Here is a 15134-nt window from a genome sequence, read left to right as displayed (position 1 = left end):
GGTGTCAGGTTGGGGTGACCACTATCAACTAGTAGCACAAAAGTCAGTATTAAAGAGAGCAATATCAAAACCAGTCCTCGCCAAACGAGGACTGGTCAGCTGTCTCGATTACTACTTAAAACGACATACGTTAAAAGTTAATTGAACCGCCGTGTGCCGAACGGCACGCACGGTGGTGTGAGAGGGACTATCCATTAGTCCCTACTCGATTACTTATTTGAAACTTTCTTGGAAAGTTATATCAGCAAGCTGCTTTGTAATAAAAGGAAAGTATAGTCTTTTAGTTTGCTTTTAGTACAAGGCAGCGAGTCGCAGGCAGTACTAAAGTACGACAAGACGAGCTAACACAGTAATAAAAGATAAACTAAAAGAGTATATTGTGAGATGTGGTCTTTTTTTCTTACCCTATTCCATCCTAGTAGTAGCAGCTTTTTTGGCTTGAGAGTGATGTTTGAAAAAACCGGTCTAGACCATTTCCATTTTTTTCATCAAGGTGTATAATAACTATAAGGAGGAATCGATGATGAACTACTATATTCAAGCAGATGCCTTTTTCTATCCCTATGAGAAAAAGGGAGCAGGTTATTTAGAAATCAAGGATGGTCGATTTGGCAAATGGCAGGCTGAGCGACCAGAATCTGGGGAAATTCGTGATTACACCGGTTATTGGGTAAGTGCGGGTCTTGTCGACACCCATATTCACGGGTTTGGAGGGATCGATGTCATGGATAAGGACATTGATGGAGTCCTAACAACCATGAGTGAGGGGCTTCTTAGCACTGGGGTGACGAGTTTCCTTCCAACAACCCTGACTGCAGATACAGCGGATCTTCGCCAAGTATCGGAACAAATTGGGGCTCGCTACAAAGAGGCTAAGGGAGCAAAAATCCAAGGGATTTATTTTGAGGGCCCGTACTTTACAGAGGAGTTCAAAGGAGCTCAAAATCCGGCCTATATGAAAGATCCGAGTCTGGAAGAATTTAGGGATTGGCAAGAAGCAGCCCAGGGACAAATTAAGAAAATTGCGCTTGCTCCTGAGCGGGATGGGGTTGAAGAATTTGTGGAAACCTTGACCCAGGAAGGGGTTACGGTTGCTTTGGGGCATTCCAATGCCACCTTTGATCAGGCTCGGAAGGCTGTTCAAGCAGGAGCAAGTGTGTGGGTTCACGCATACAATGGTATGCGTGGCCTAACCCATCGAGAGCTGGGTATGGTTGGAGCCATGTATCAGTTGCCGCACACCTTTGCGGAATTGATTTGTGATGGTCATCATGTGCATCCAGGTGCCTGCCAAATTTTGATGGATCAAAAGGGCTTGGATCAGGTGGCTTTGATTACTGATTGTATGCGGGCAGGGGGGATGCCGGATGGGGATTACCATCTAGGGGATTTCCCAGTCGTGGTCCAAGAGGGAACGGCTCGTTTGAAAGATTCAGGCTCATTAGCTGGATCCATCCTTCAATTGAAGGATGGGGTGAAAAATGTAGTGGACTGGGGATTAGCCAATCCGGAGCAGGCGCTGCGAATGGCGACCTTGAATCCTGCACTGTCACTTCATCTCGAACAAGAATGTGGTCAGATTCGATCTGGTGCAGCCGCAGACTTTTTGATTTGGAGTCCTAAACTAGAGTTGCAAGAAACTTACTTGGATGGGCAATTGCGCTATCAGGCTAAGTAGAATTCTTAGTGAAGACTAGGTGATGCGAATCACCTGGTTTTTTTCTTCATAAAAAAATTTAATGGCCTCAATAAGAAAATTCGTCTTGGGTGTTTATTGGAAATCTGGTAGGATAGAGGAGTAGTAGAAAGTAGTCACTGGGAGGATGTATGGATCGCTTATTAGTATTGCAATCGGATTTTGGTTTAGTGGATGGAGCGGTTTCGGCCATGATTGGGGTAGCTTTGGAAGAAGCACGGGATTTGAATATTCATCATCTCACGCATGATATCACGCCTTATCATATTGAAGAGGCGAGCTACCGCCTGTTCCAAACTATCGATTATTGGCCAGAGGGGACAACCTTTGTGTCGGTTGTGGATCCAGGTGTTGGTTCCAAACGCAAGAGTGTTGTGGCTTTGACTAAGCGCAATCAATATATTGTGACGCCAGATAATGGAACCCTGTCCTATATCAAGGATGAAGTGGTGGCGGTACGGGAAATTTCTGAGGTATCCAACCGTCGTGCCAACACAGAACATTCTTACACCTTCCATGGACGTGACGTCTATGCTTACACAGGGGCAAAATTAGCCAGCGGTCACATTACTTTCGAAGAGGTAGGTCCGGAACTAAGTGTGGAGCACATTGTGGAAATTCCGGTTGTCAAAACCACCCATGGCCCAGACTGGGTGCAAGGTGTTGTCGACATTTTGGATGTACGCTTTGGCTCCCTTTGGACCTCAATCAAACGGGAAGACTTTCAAAAATTGGAGCCTGACTTTGGTGATCGCTTTGAAGTCACCATCTATAACAATGACATGTTGGTTTACCAAAACCAAGTGGTTTACGGCAAGTCCTTTGCGGATGTTCGAATTGGGCAGCCAGTCCTCTATGTGAATTCGGTTTACCGTCTAGGTTTAGCTATCAATCAGGGCTCTTTCTCCAAGGCCTATAATGTTGGCGTGGGGCCACAGTGGTCTATTCAGTTGAAAAAGATTTAGGAGTGTATAATGTCACAATTATCTATTAAACAAGTTGTTGCGATTGGTGTGGGGGCGGCCCTCTTTATCGTTGTCGGTCTAATTAGTATTCCCACCCCGATTCCGAATACCTATATCCAACTTCAGTACGCGATTCAAGCACTATTGGCGATTATTTATGGTCCCATCGTTGGCTTCTTTGTTGGCTTTATTGGCCACGCAAATATGGACTTGCTTCGTGGTGGATCACCATGGTGGTCTTGGGTGATTGCTTCCGGTCTTTTTGGCTTGATTGTTGGAAATGCAAGAAAGACTTTGCAGTTGCAATCAGGCAAGCTAGATTCAAAAGGGCTGCTAACCTTTAACCTGGTTCAGGTGATTGCCAACCTAGTCCTATGGGGACTGGTAGCTCCTCTCGGGGATATTCTGATTTATAAGGAACCTGTTAACAAGGTGTTTGCCCAAGGAGTCGTTGCAGGTTTGACCAATTCAGTAACTGTGGCCATCGCAGGTAGCTTGTTACTAAGCCTCTATGCTCGTAACCAAGTCAAGACCGGTAGCTTGACCAAAGAATAAATCAGAAGGACAAAATTCACCTTGTGAATTTTGTCCTTTTCACATCCAAACTATGATAAAATGGAAGAAAAAAGGGAGTGACATGGTGGAACCACTGATTCAGTTTAAAAATTTTTCCTTTCAGTACCAGAGTCAGGCAGAGCCGACCTTGAAAGACATCAATCTGACCATTCAACAGGGGGAAAAAGTAGCCATTATTGGACCTTCGGGGTCAGGGAAGTCGACGTTAGGGCAATGTCTCAATGGTCTGGTTCCCCATGTTTATGAAGGTCAAATTCAGGGAGAACTCTTGTTTAAAGGTCAGGATTTGCTAGCTTCTAGTATTGTCCAGCGTTCTCTGCTTATTTCCAGTATTCTTCAAGATACAGATGGTCAATTTATTGGCCAGACAGTTGCGGAAGATGTGGCCTTTGCCTTGGAAAATGATGCTGTGGAAACAGCACTAATTCGGGAAAAAGTAGCTTATTGGTTGGAAAATTTAGGTCTAACTTCGTTAGCACATCAGCGCCCACAAGATTTGTCGGGTGGTCAGAAACAAGCAGTTGGTTTGGCTGGTGTCTTGATTGACGAAAGTCCCCTCCTGCTTTTTGATGAGCCCTTGGCCAACCTAGATCCTCAGGCAGCGCACGAAAGTCTGCAATTACTAGGACGATTGCATGAAGAAACAGGGTCAACTCTAGTCATCATTGAGCACCGTCTGGAAGAGGTGTTGGAACTAGGACTAGATCGGATTGTTCTGGTGGAAAATGGTCAGATTGCTTTTGACGGTCCTCCCAACCAACTATTAGCTAGCTCAGAGTTGGTACGGGTTGGTATCCGCGAACCTTTATACCTTACTGCTCTAAGGGAGTTGGGGTGGGAGTTAAGAGCAGGCCTACCTCTCGATAAGTTGGAAGCCCTAGACCTTCCTCCACTTCCGTTACCTGAATCAACCCGCAGATTAAAAGCTGAAACCGGAGAAGTATTGGCTCAGTGGAAGGGCTTGACCTTTGCTTATCCGGATAGACCTGCGATTTTTGAAGGGCTAGATCTCCAACTTCGAAAAGGGGAGCTGGTGGCTTTGGTCGGGAAAAATGGAACCGGAAAATCCACCCTGGCTCAGCTTTTGTCGGGCTACTTACCGGCCCAAGGTCAGTATTTCTGGCAGGGACAGGAAGTGGCTGACCAATCCCTAGCAGAGCGAGCTCGGCAAGTGGGGTATGTTCTGCAGAATCCAAACCAGATGATTTCTCAAGCCATGATTTTTGATGAAGTTGCTCGAGGACTCAGACTCAGAGGTCTGTCGGAGGAGGAAGTGGCACCTAAGGTGGCCGCTGTCTTGGAGACTTGTGGTCTAACACCGTTTCGGAATTGGCCGATTTCGGCCTTGTCCTATGGTCAGAAAAAACGGGTGACCATTGCAGCCATTTTGGTGTTGGAGCCCCAGGTTTTAATCCTAGATGAACCGACTGCTGGTCAAGACCAGGCTCATTACCGGGAAATGATGGATTTTCTACAGGAATTAGCCGATCTGGGACACGCGATTGTTCTCATTACGCATGATATGCAGCTCATGCTGGAGTATGCAGATCGTGCTTTAGTATTGGACCAGGGGCGGATTTTGGCAGACCAAAATCCGCGGGAACTCCTTTCCCGGCCGGATGTTTTGGCCCAGGCTCACTTGCGGGAGACTTCGCTCTTTTTCCTGGCACAAAAGATTGGGGCGGATGCCATCGTCCTCTCTGAGTTTTATCAAGAAAGGGGGAGAAAGGCATGAACAATTTTATTGGCTATCAGCCGGGGAAGACTTGGATTCATGAGCTAACAGGTGCTAGTAAATTCCTGTTTTTCTTGCTGACTTCGATTGCCGCCATGATTACCTATGATACGCGACTCTTATTGGCGATTGCATTTGTATCCTTAGTGGCACTCCGCTTGTCCAGAATTTCCTGGAAGAACATTCGCTGGGTTATTTATTTTGCTTCTTTCTTTGCGGTGATGAACTTGCTGATGGTTTATCTCTTTTCTCCAGAATACGGGGTCGAGATATATGGCAGTCGCCATCTCATTTGGGCGGGGGTTGGCCCTTTTAGTCTAACCCAAGAAGAGTTGTTTTACTTGTCCAATCTTTTTCTCAAGTATGTGGCGACCTTGCCCTTGGCTCTAGTCTTTCTTTTGACGACCCATCCAAGTCAGTTTGCGGCTAGTCTGAATCAAATCGGGGTTTCCTACCGGATTGCTTATGCAGTGAGTTTGACCCTACGCTACATTCCAGATGTCCAAGAGGATTTTGTTATGATCCGTAAGTCCCAGGAGGCCCGTGGTCTGGACTTGTCTTCGAATCAGCCGCTGTTTACTCGTATTCGCGGCAATGCCTTGATTCTTTTTCCACTGATTTTGACTTCTTTGGAGCGAATTGAGACGATTTCGCGGGCCATGGAATTGCGGCGGTTTGGGAAGGAAAAACGGCGGACCTGGTATTGGACACAAGCCTGGTCCTGGCAAGACGTTCTTCTTTTGGGGCTTGCACTGCTCTCTTTGTTGCTGGCCCTTTACCTCATGTGGGTTCAGGGAAGTCGTTTTTATAATCCATGGTCCCTCTAGTTTTTCCTTTACTTCCTTCTTTTTTCTTGTTAGACTAAAGAAAAAAATGGATGAACGGAGTAAGAGATGCCTAAGAGAAAAAAAGGGCTAGGTCTTCTTATCTTGGCCTTGGCAACAGTGGGTTTGGGCTTTATGGCGTATCAGGCTGTCGAGACTGAGCAGGGGACTTATACTGTGGCAACTGAAGATAGCTTCGTAGAGGCGATTGCGCCAGATGCACAGGTGGTGGCAGATCACTATGGACTTTATGCTTCAGTTATGATTGCCCAAGCCCTGTTGGAATCGGAACGTGGCGCCAGTCGCTTGTCTCAGGCTCCTCACTACAATTTATTTGGGATTAAGGGAACCTACCAAGGTGAGGGGGTTACCTTTTTGACCAATGAGGATGATGGGAGTGGTGACATGTATGAAATCCGGGATCAATTCCGGAGCTACCCCTCTTACTATGCTTCTTTAACAGACTATGCGCTTGTGCTTTCTCAGCCTATGTATGCAGGAACATGGAAGGCCAATACCACTTCCTACCAAGATGCTACCTTGGCCTTGACAGGAACTTATGCGACAGATTCAAGTTATAATGTCAAACTTAACCGTCTGATTGAGCAGTACAACTTGACTCAATACGATTATTAAGAAAAAAGAAAGAAAACTCTTGCCTCAGGTGAGAGTTTCTTGTATAATAGTATCTTGTGAGAATAAGCCTCACTTACTCATGGAGACATGGGTCATTAGTCCAAAAGGAGGAAATATCAATGGCTAAATACGAAATTCTTTATATTATTCGTCCAAACATTGAAGAAGAAGCTAAAGCAGCTTTGGTAGAGCGTTTCGACGCAATCTTGACAGACAACGGTGCAGCAATCCTTGAGTCTAAAGACTGGGAAAAACGTCGCCTTGCCTACGAAATCCAAGATTTCCGTGAAGGTCTTTACCACATCGTGAACGTTGAAGCAAACGATGATGCAGCTCTTCGTGAGTTTGATCGTCTGGCTAAAATCAATGGCGACATCCTTCGTCATATGATCGTTAAACTTGACGCGTAAGAAGGTAACAAATGATAAATAATGTTGTACTTGTTGGTCGTATGACCCGCGACGCAGATTTGCGTTATACCCCATCTAATGTTGCAGTGGCGACTTTCACCCTCGCTGTGAATCGCACCTTCAAGAGTCAAAATGGTGAGCGCGAGGCTGACTTCATCAATGTAGTCATCTGGCGTCAACAAGCCGAGAACTTGGCGAATTGGGCGAAGAAGGGTGCATTAATCGGAATTACGGGCCGTATCCAGACCCGTAATTACGAAAATCAACAAGGGCAACGTGTTTACGTTACTGAAGTCGTAGCAGACAACTTCCAACTCTTGGAAAGTCGTGCTGTCCGTGAAGGCAACAGTGGTGGCGGAAGTTTCGGTGGTGGCAACAGCTTTGGATCTGCTCCAGCTGCCAGCCAGCCAAGTGCTGAACCTAGCATGCCTGATTTTTCTCGGAATGACAGCCCATTTGGTGCTACCAGTCCCATGGACATCTCTGATGACGACCTTCCCTTCTAAGACAATACTATAAAGGAGAATACAATGGCTCAACAACGTCGTGGCGGATTCAAACGCCGTAAAAAAGTTGATTACATCGCAGCAAACAAAATTGAATACGTTGACTACAAGGATACAGAACTTCTAAGCCGCTTCGTTTCAGAACGCGGAAAAATCCTTCCACGTCGCGTAACTGGTACTTCAGCGAAGAACCAACGTAAAGTCACAAACGCCATCAAACGCGCACGCGTTATGGCCCTAATGCCTTACGTAAACGAAGATTAGGGAGTGATACAGAACTAAATTTTATAAAATTTAGTTCGTATTATCACCCCCGCACAGTTGATTAGGTTGTTTTTGGAGGTCAAAGAGTCAGAAATTGACTCTTTGAGTTTTCTGGATAAGAGAACATGAAATGTTCTCTCAATAAAGGCGAACAAATATTATTTGCTTCGCAAATTCTATCTATTACCTCAAACAGCCTTTTAGCTGTTTGACCGAATCAACCACTGCGTAAAAATAAAATGATTAATGAGACCTAACGGATGTTCAGGTCTCATTTTCTATTTTATGGAGCTTCAGAAGGAAGCCATCTATCGGTCCAGAGGATTTTTAGGAGTTAGGTAGGTTCCTACTAACCTTTTGCTTGGCTTTTTTTTCATTTTTTAGTGGTAGACTCTAGGAAGAAGAAGTCTATTGTGATAAAGTAGTAGGGAGTAATTGATTTTTTTGAGATAGTCAATTTTGAGTTCAAAGACTTGCTCAAATTCTAAGGAGGGAATGAAAATTTTGTTAGTTTTAGCGGGTACCATTGGTGCCGGAAAATCATCCTTGGCAGCGGCTTTGGGGGAACATTTTGGGACAGAGGTTTTCTATGAATCGGTAGATGACAATCCCGTTTTGGATCTCTACTATAAAAATCCAGAGAAATATGCCTTTCTTTTGCAAATTTATTTTTTAAATAAACGTTTTAAGAGCATTAAAGAGGCCTATAAGGATGATAATAATGTTCTAGATCGCTCTATATTTGAAGATGCTCTCTTTTTAGATTTGAACTACCGAAATGGCAATGTTACGCAGGAGGAGCATCAGGTTTACCACGAGCTTCTAGATAATATGATGGAAGAGTTGAAGGGCATGCCTAAAAAAGCACCGGATTTGCTTATTTATATTGATGTTTCCTTTGACACCATGTTGCACAGGATTGCCCTTCGTGGCCGGGACTATGAACAGATTGATGGGAATCCAGATTTAAAGGCTTATTATCAGCAAGTTCATAGCGCCTATCCAGGCTGGTATGAAGCGTATGATAAGAGTCCTAAGGTTCGAATTGATGGGAACCAGTTTGACTTTGTGAACGATGAAGACTCTATGAGGGCTGTTTTAAAGCAAATTGAAGATGCTTTGAAGGAAGTTAGATCCTAATGAATGTAAGGAGTCTCGAGTAGATTTGTACGCTGCTTGAGGCTTTTTACTTTTTAACCACTGGTCCTCGTTCAGCAGAGATGCTATAATATGAACAGTATGAGAAGAAGATTAAAACCGATTGTATTTCTAGTATTTTATGTATTCGTTTTTAGTAGTTTGTTTTTCCTTTTTGGGGCCAATCAAAAGGAGAAAAGTTCGCAAAGTAAGACGGATGTGACAAAAAGTGGAAAGAAGCAGCCATCGCAGAAGGAAAAAACGATTCAAGCCTTACTAGATGATATGACCTTGGAAGAAAAAGTTGGACAGCTCTTTTGGGCCCGTCTACCGTATTCCAATCAGATCCAAGATATCAAAGACTATCAATTGGGTGGCTATATCTTGTTTGGGAAAGACTTTGAAGGCCAAACGATTGGGCGGATTCGAGAGTTAACAGATTCGTTTCAACAGACCTCCAAAGTTCCCATGTTGATCGGATCAGATGAAGAGGGAGGTACAGTAACACGGATAAGTAGTATTCTTTCAGAACCATTCTTATCACCGATGGAACTGTATCATAAAGGTGGAATGGATGCTATCGTAACAGATGCAAAACGGAAATCACGAACGCTTAAAGAAGCAGGGATCAACGCTGGTTTGGCACCTGTTGCGGATGTAGCAACAGATCCCGATGTCTTTATCTACAACCGAACTATTGGCCAAGATGCTAAAACAACGGCAGATTATGTTTCTGAAGTTGTTCAAACCTTTAAAAAAGAAAGTCTAGGATCCACGCTGAAACATTTCCCTGGATATGGTAACAATGGGGATAGTCATACAGCTATTATTCGTGATAACAGATCCTTGAAGAGTTTGAGGAAATCCGATTTCCTTCCTTTTAAAGCAGGAATCGAGAATGGGGCGGATAGCATCCTTGTATCTCACAATATCCTTACCCAAGTAGATTCTGTCCCATCGTCGATTTCTAAAAAAGTCACCGATATTCTTCGGAAAGAGCTGAACTTTAAGGGAGTTATTATGACGGACGATTTGGATATGGCAGGTTTAGCTGATTTTGTTGATCAAGATGAGGCAGCTTTTCAGGTTATTCAAGCCGGTAATGACCTCATCTTAGGATCTAGCTACAGCAGTCAAATTCAATACCTTTTGGATAAAATTGAAGAAGGTGAACTGACCGAGAAGCGGATCGATCAGTCTGTCAAACGAATCCTCGCCTGGAAATATGACCTAGGTTTACTGAACCAATGGATAAAAGAAACTGAAGGTTGAATAATGTTCTCAATAATCTATTTTCCTTAGGTATTCCGTGAAAATCCTTTCAATGTCTATTGCCATCTAGCTTTTGAAACGATATAATATCGAGGTATTGATTTAACGGATTGTTAAATTTCAATAGAAAAGTTTAGGAAAAAGAGGAGATAACGATGAACCGATCAGATTGGTTAGAATATTTTGAGGCAATTAACGGACGCCCTGCGACTGGAGAAGAATTAGCTGCAGCTATGGAAAATGGGGAAATTGTAGATATTGCTCCAAGTCAACCTCAGGCTGCACAAGCAACTACAACAGTAGTCGCTCCAGAAGCTGCACAAGTGAATCAAGTGCCACCTGTTCAACCAGAAGCTGCACAACAAGGTCAAGTACCACCAGCTCCCCAAGCAGCACCATTGGTGTCGCCTGAACGCCAGGAACAAATGAAGCAGACCTCACGTAATTTTTGGAATTGGTTTGTATCAGCCTTGAAAGCACCAACATCCGTTGTACAAACAACCCCTGCTAATGGCTGGATTGCTTTTGGTCTCTTGACCCTGTTTTATACCTTGACAGTCTTTATTATTGCTCGTAAAACAGCGGGAGTGGGATCAAATTTCATTAATGGCCTTAACAGTTATTATTCTGACAGTTCAACCCCTTTTATGAGTAATCCAGTTGGCTTCTCAGCTTTTATGGCCATTTTAGTTGGAGCTGCTTTATCGCTATTTGCCATTATTTTTGCTGGTTTTGTAGCTAAACGTTTTGTTTATAGCGATACACAATTCACATTAACAAAAGCCTTTGATTGGTACGGACGTCTATTCTCTGTGAATATTGTCATGATGGCTTTTACGACTCTATTTGTGTTAATCGATGTTTATTCTATTGCCTTTATCTTGATTGTTCTTAGTTTACTAGTGTTTGGACTAGCCACAACTTTTGCCTTAGCCCACTCGCGCGATGTATCCTCTTTGGATATGTTTTATAAATATATTCTTGCAGTTGTTGTGAACGGACTAGTCTTATTTGTCTTTGGTGTCTTGTCAGCGATGATTGCTGGTGAATATTTAGTGAAACTAATTTCCTTTTACTGATTCAATTTCAGTTAACGATTCACAAGGTCCATGTTTATCATATCCATGGGCCTTTTTCTAGTTCCTTTTAACCATTGGTTAAATACACCTTGTAATCACATCTTAATGATGTTATTCTAAAAGCAACAGATATGAAAGAGGAAAAATTATGACAGGAAAAGAATGGTCTGATGCCTTTAAAAAAATTGAAGGTCGGGAACCGTCGCCCCAAGAATTTATGGAGGCTAAAAAGGCGGGTTTTCCGGAACTAGTAGTGGAAAAATCAGGTGGCCTGACAGCTGCTCAATGGACGGAGGCTTTTACCAAAGTCTATAACCGAAATCCATCCCCTCAAGAATTTATGGCAGCTAAAACACAAGGCTTTCCAGCAATTGTTGGTCCAGAAGTAGATGAAGAGCTTGGGTTTGAATCCCAAACAAGTCCTTCAGAAGAAATCGCTTCTCAACCAGCAGTGCCAGAAGATAATGGGACAGCGGCTTCTGAGCCAGAAGAGCCTGTAACCCAGTCCGCTCAATCAAACACTCTACAAGAGGAACCAGTAGTCCAGCCCAGTCTTGAATTCGAGGTCACTGAAGAAGTTCAACCTGTTCAAGCTATCGCTAGACCAGAAGAGGCTACAGTAACAATGGGAACCTCTCAGACAAGTCAAGAACCACAACCAGCTGCTAATCAAAATCCGCAACAAACCTCAACAGGTCTGCGAATTTTGCGAGTCCTAGCCATGATTGCGATTGTTCTTTTGACCATTGCCTTGGCTGTGATTTTGGGTTATTTTGCCCTTGGACCACTATTGGAAATGTTAGGATAGGAGAAGAGCATGAATGCAAACGATTGGTCTCAAGCTTTTGAGCAAGTTTTTGGTCGCAAACCGACACCTGAAGAATTTATGCGGGCTAAACAAGCTGGTTTTCCGCAACCACAAATCGCTCAAGTTCAACCTGCACAAAAATCAACCAAAGGCCTTCCGACTTGGTTATGGGGAACTATTTTTATAGCTACCTTTCTTCTGGGAGCTGGCTATTATGTCTACAGCCAGTCTACAAATAGCCAAGTCTCGGTATCCCAGTCAGTGAATCAAGGTTCAGAAGAAGTGGATTATACTGAGAGGATTGAGCAACTCAGTGAGGAGGAAGCCAAGTTGGTTTCTCAAAACTTTGGGAAATGGCTATATGATAGTCCCTATGGTCAAGATGCGGTGACCGTTCGGTCAACGACCTTGCCAACACACGGAACTGGTTCAGCCCATGTGATTAAAAAAGAATCGGTTGATGGTGATATTTTGGCTGGATTTGGTTGGACTACGATGGGGAGTCTGGAAGAAGCTTCTAATGAAAGCAATCTCAATCTGATTGAAGAAAGGGATAAATATGACATCCGTCTTTTGGGAATGAAGGGGTCTAGTGATCAGGTAAAAGATTTTACGGATAATGCTATTCTTTTCAAAATATACTCCCTTAAAGGTTCGACACATGCCTATTACAATAGTACACAGGATGAATTTGAAAAACTCCTAAAACCTCGCGTACCTGATGATCAACTGATAGGAGCTGCTGGAATGGGACAAGTCTACTTGGCGCAAAACCTTCTGGATAAGGACAAGGAGACTTATACTATCCTGCTTGCTTCAAATGGAAAAGTCTATTACACCAAGAAAGACGAGACAGTCTTCCAAGAAGCTCCAGAGGATATGCAGGAAGCCTATCACAATCTTCTCAAAAATTCGTCCTCTCTAACGGAAGCTCAAAGTATTTCGGAGGCACTAAAGGAAGAGGCCTCCAGTACTTCAGAAAACTCCGGCTCGGACAAGAACGATTCCTCAACAGAGACGGCAGCCCCAGCCTTATGGGATAGTGGAAAAGAAGCAGCCTTGGCTGATTTCATGGTTAGCTGGGGGAATTCTATGAATCAACCAGGGTATGAAAATAAAGGGACTAAGTTTATAGACGGATGGTCCTTTAACGTTGGCGGAAGTGATGTTAGTCTCAAAGCATCATCTGATGGTCGTGGGGATGGAGATTACAATGTAGTCGCAAACTATCAGTATTTAACGAATTCTGTTAATCATATTTATTATTTTGCATTTGATCGCTCTGGTTCCCCTATTGTTTTATATACTAACCAATGGGATGGCCCGGTCCTCTACCTTAAGCCAACTGCCAATGCTGATTTACGTGCTGGTTTTGCAAGCATCGCCAATCAATAAGGTCTTTCCTGAAGAATGTTTTCAAGTTTTAAGAGTGATTATAGGAGTCGGGAAGTATTTTCCGGCTTTTTTAGCCCTTTTCTTTTACCAGTTGATTTGTTACAATGGGGTCTGTATTTTTATTCTTTTTAGTGAGGAGTAGTATGTCAACAAAAACTGGTTTGGCTAAACGCGTTTCGAATTACGAACTATTTTTTGATTTAGCCTTTGTTTTAGCCCTAAGGGCCCTGAATGGTTCCTTTCATATGGAACACATTAGCGGTCAGAACATTCTTTTATTTGTGATGGCCAATATTGTTTTAATGAATATTTGGTTTAATGAAGTTCTTTATTATCAAAAATATGGTGATTCTAGGCGAGCCGATATTTATACAGTCATTGCTCTGATGTTTGTCGTAGGGCACTTGGCCATGAATTTCAACTTAGACACATCCGAACTGGGAGCTGGAAGTCCGGTTGTGGTTCAATTTAATAGCCTCTTATTTTTAGCCTATGGCCTTATAAGCTTACAATACTTTATCAAAGGGAGAGTCCATGGTTTTAATCGGGATATGAAGTTGTCCATGCTTTCTCTATTGCTATACATGGTTCCTTTAGTCCCGTTCATGATAGGGATTGGAGGATGGAGTATCTGGATGTCAGTGGTCTACATCTTACCCGTTCTGATTCCGCTTCTTTCTGCTAAGCTTTTTTATAGTGGTGAGGAAGACCTTCCAACCAATTTTCCACATGCTGTCGAACGTGGTCAATTGATCACCATTTTATCCTTTGGGGAGTCGGTTATTGCGATTATTGGCTCCTATCCGATCGGAGAAACGCTGATTAATGGAGTTTTCCTCTTCACTGCCATGGCTTTTATGTTCATTAATTATATGACCCAGACCTTTATAGCGATTGATCACCATTCCAAAAAACTCGTTGCACCTTTATTCTATTGTCACTTGCTTGTTGTATTAGGCATTAATTTCTTTACGGTCTCTGTTGAGTTTTTAGCCGATCATCACCATGCTGAGCTGGGGCAAATCTTATTACTGATTGCAGTGGTTTTATTCTACCTAGGGACTTATTTCCTGACCGTTTATAATTATCCTTATTATCAATTTAAGGCTAAAAACATTCTCCACCTCTCCATCGGCCTTCTCGTAACTCTCTTGGCCTTGTGGCTAGTGGGTCCTTCTCCCTTATGGTTAGGCCTTGTTCTTAGCATTAGTTCTTATCTTGTGAGCCAATATGTCATGCGTTTTCGGATGAAAGCGCGTCAAAAATACGGACTGCCACAGCCGGACACCCGCTTAAATTTACGGGACTTCTCCTAACAAAAAATCCTTGGTTTTAAAACTGATATAGTCCTACTTGAGTAGACAGTACAAATAAATAAAGTACTGTTTACGAAAGTAGGATTTTTATTATGTCGCGTAAAAGTAAAATTAGTTTTGAAGATAAACTAAAAGCGGTAACCCAATACATTGAAGGTAAAGCTTCAAGTTCCGAGCTAGCTCTTCAATATGGTGTTGATTGCAGTACTATTCGAAAATGGATTAAAATGTATCAATCTCAGGGTCCTGAAGGGCTACAGTCCACGAAGCATAATCAAAGCTATACTACAGGGCACCTCGAAAAACTCCGGTTTTGCATCAAATCATGTCGTAGAAATCTTGATAAATCAATGTTCGAATTTTTAAGAGTTTAGTTTTTAGAGGTGCCCTACAGAGTTTAAACTTAGCTGTGTTGAAGCCTATAAATTAGGAGAAGGTTCTCTTTTAGAAATAGCTTCAAAATTTGGACTAAGATCTCCTTATCAACTACGCCAATGGATTATCAAGTATAATAG

General features: G+C 43.1%; 15 protein-coding genes and 1 pseudogene. All 16 read left to right on the top strand.

The genetic code is table 11. From position 1 onward, the window contains the following. Nucleotides 1-145 (top strand): annotated as a pseudogene (locus I1A59_RS07880) (group II intron reverse transcriptase/maturase); the annotation flags it as partial. Between the two features lie 378 nt (nt 146-523). Next, a complete protein-coding gene (gene nagA / locus I1A59_RS07875; protein ID WP_196092235.1) occupies nt 524-1678 on the top strand; it encodes an N-acetylglucosamine-6-phosphate deacetylase in 1155 nt (384 codons plus the stop codon). Nucleotides 1679-1827: 149 nt separating this feature from the next. Next, the gene (locus I1A59_RS07870; protein WP_196092233.1) at nt 1828-2661 is read left to right on the top strand and encodes an S-adenosyl-l-methionine hydroxide adenosyltransferase family protein; all 834 of its coding nucleotides are present in this window, start codon (nt 1828-1830) and stop codon (nt 2659-2661) included. 9 nt (nt 2662-2670) lie between these two features. After that, the gene (locus tag I1A59_RS07865; protein ID WP_196092232.1) at nt 2671-3216 is read left to right on the top strand and encodes an ECF-type riboflavin transporter substrate-binding protein; all 546 of its coding nucleotides are present in this window, start codon (nt 2671-2673) and stop codon (nt 3214-3216) included. Nucleotides 3217-3298: 82 nt separating this feature from the next. Continuing rightward, nucleotides 3299-4972, top strand: coding sequence for a DUF3744 domain-containing protein (locus I1A59_RS07860; protein ID WP_196092231.1), 1674 nt, complete (start codon nt 3299-3301; stop codon nt 4970-4972). Continuing rightward, on the top strand, nt 4969-5799 hold the full coding sequence (locus I1A59_RS07855; RefSeq protein WP_196092230.1) for an energy-coupling factor transporter transmembrane component T: 831 nt from the start codon (nt 4969-4971) through the stop codon (nt 5797-5799). Before I1A59_RS07860 ends, I1A59_RS07855 begins: the two co-directional genes overlap by 4 nt. Before the next feature lie 66 nt (nt 5800-5865). Beyond that, nucleotides 5866-6432 (top strand): glucosaminidase domain-containing protein, encoded by a 567-nt coding sequence (locus I1A59_RS07850; RefSeq protein ID WP_196092229.1) that lies wholly within the window; start codon nt 5866-5868, stop codon nt 6430-6432. A gap of 119 nt (nt 6433-6551) precedes the next feature. Next, the gene (gene rpsF, locus I1A59_RS07845) at nt 6552-6842 is read left to right on the top strand and encodes a 30S ribosomal protein S6 (protein ID WP_196092228.1); all 291 of its coding nucleotides are present in this window, start codon (nt 6552-6554) and stop codon (nt 6840-6842) included. Nucleotides 6843-6853: 11 nt separating this feature from the next. Further along, complete coding sequence (locus I1A59_RS07840; RefSeq protein ID WP_196092227.1) at nt 6854-7348, top strand: single-stranded DNA-binding protein; 495 nt, start codon at nt 6854-6856, stop codon at nt 7346-7348. Between the two features lie 24 nt (nt 7349-7372). Then, nucleotides 7373-7612, top strand: a complete 240-nt coding sequence (gene rpsR / locus I1A59_RS07835; protein ID WP_135038614.1) for a 30S ribosomal protein S18 — start codon at nt 7373-7375, stop codon at nt 7610-7612. Between the two features lie 501 nt (nt 7613-8113). Then, on the top strand, nt 8114-8752 hold the full coding sequence (locus I1A59_RS07830) for a deoxynucleoside kinase (RefSeq protein ID WP_196092234.1): 639 nt from the start codon (nt 8114-8116) through the stop codon (nt 8750-8752). 99 nt (nt 8753-8851) lie between these two features. Continuing rightward, entirely contained in the window at nt 8852-10021 is a 1170-nt protein-coding gene (locus tag I1A59_RS07825; protein ID WP_196092226.1) for a glycoside hydrolase family 3 N-terminal domain-containing protein, read from the top strand. 155 nt (nt 10022-10176) lie between these two features. Beyond that, nucleotides 10177-11100 carry a DUF6574 domain-containing protein gene (locus I1A59_RS07820; RefSeq protein WP_196092225.1) on the top strand — a complete coding sequence of 308 codons (924 nt, stop codon included), beginning with the start codon at nt 10177-10179 and terminating at the stop codon, nt 11098-11100. A gap of 148 nt (nt 11101-11248) precedes the next feature. Then, nucleotides 11249-11908 carry a hypothetical protein gene (locus I1A59_RS07815; RefSeq protein ID WP_196092224.1) on the top strand — a complete coding sequence of 220 codons (660 nt, stop codon included), beginning with the start codon at nt 11249-11251 and terminating at the stop codon, nt 11906-11908. 9 nt (nt 11909-11917) lie between these two features. Next, nucleotides 11918-13303: a DUF4767 domain-containing protein gene (locus tag I1A59_RS07810; RefSeq protein WP_196092223.1), complete on the top strand. Its 1386-nt coding sequence runs from the start codon at nt 11918-11920 to the stop codon at nt 13301-13303. A gap of 143 nt (nt 13304-13446) precedes the next feature. Then, complete coding sequence (locus tag I1A59_RS07805) at nt 13447-14619, top strand: low temperature requirement protein A (protein ID WP_196092222.1); 1173 nt, start codon at nt 13447-13449, stop codon at nt 14617-14619. Nucleotides 14620-15134: the final 515 nt, after the last annotated feature.

Origin of the sequence: Streptococcus sp. NLN76 (assembly GCF_015686645.1) — a bacterium.
Lineage (GTDB): Bacteria > Bacillota > Bacilli > Lactobacillales > Streptococcaceae > Streptococcus.
This window is presented reverse-complemented; position numbering and strand designations above follow the sequence as displayed.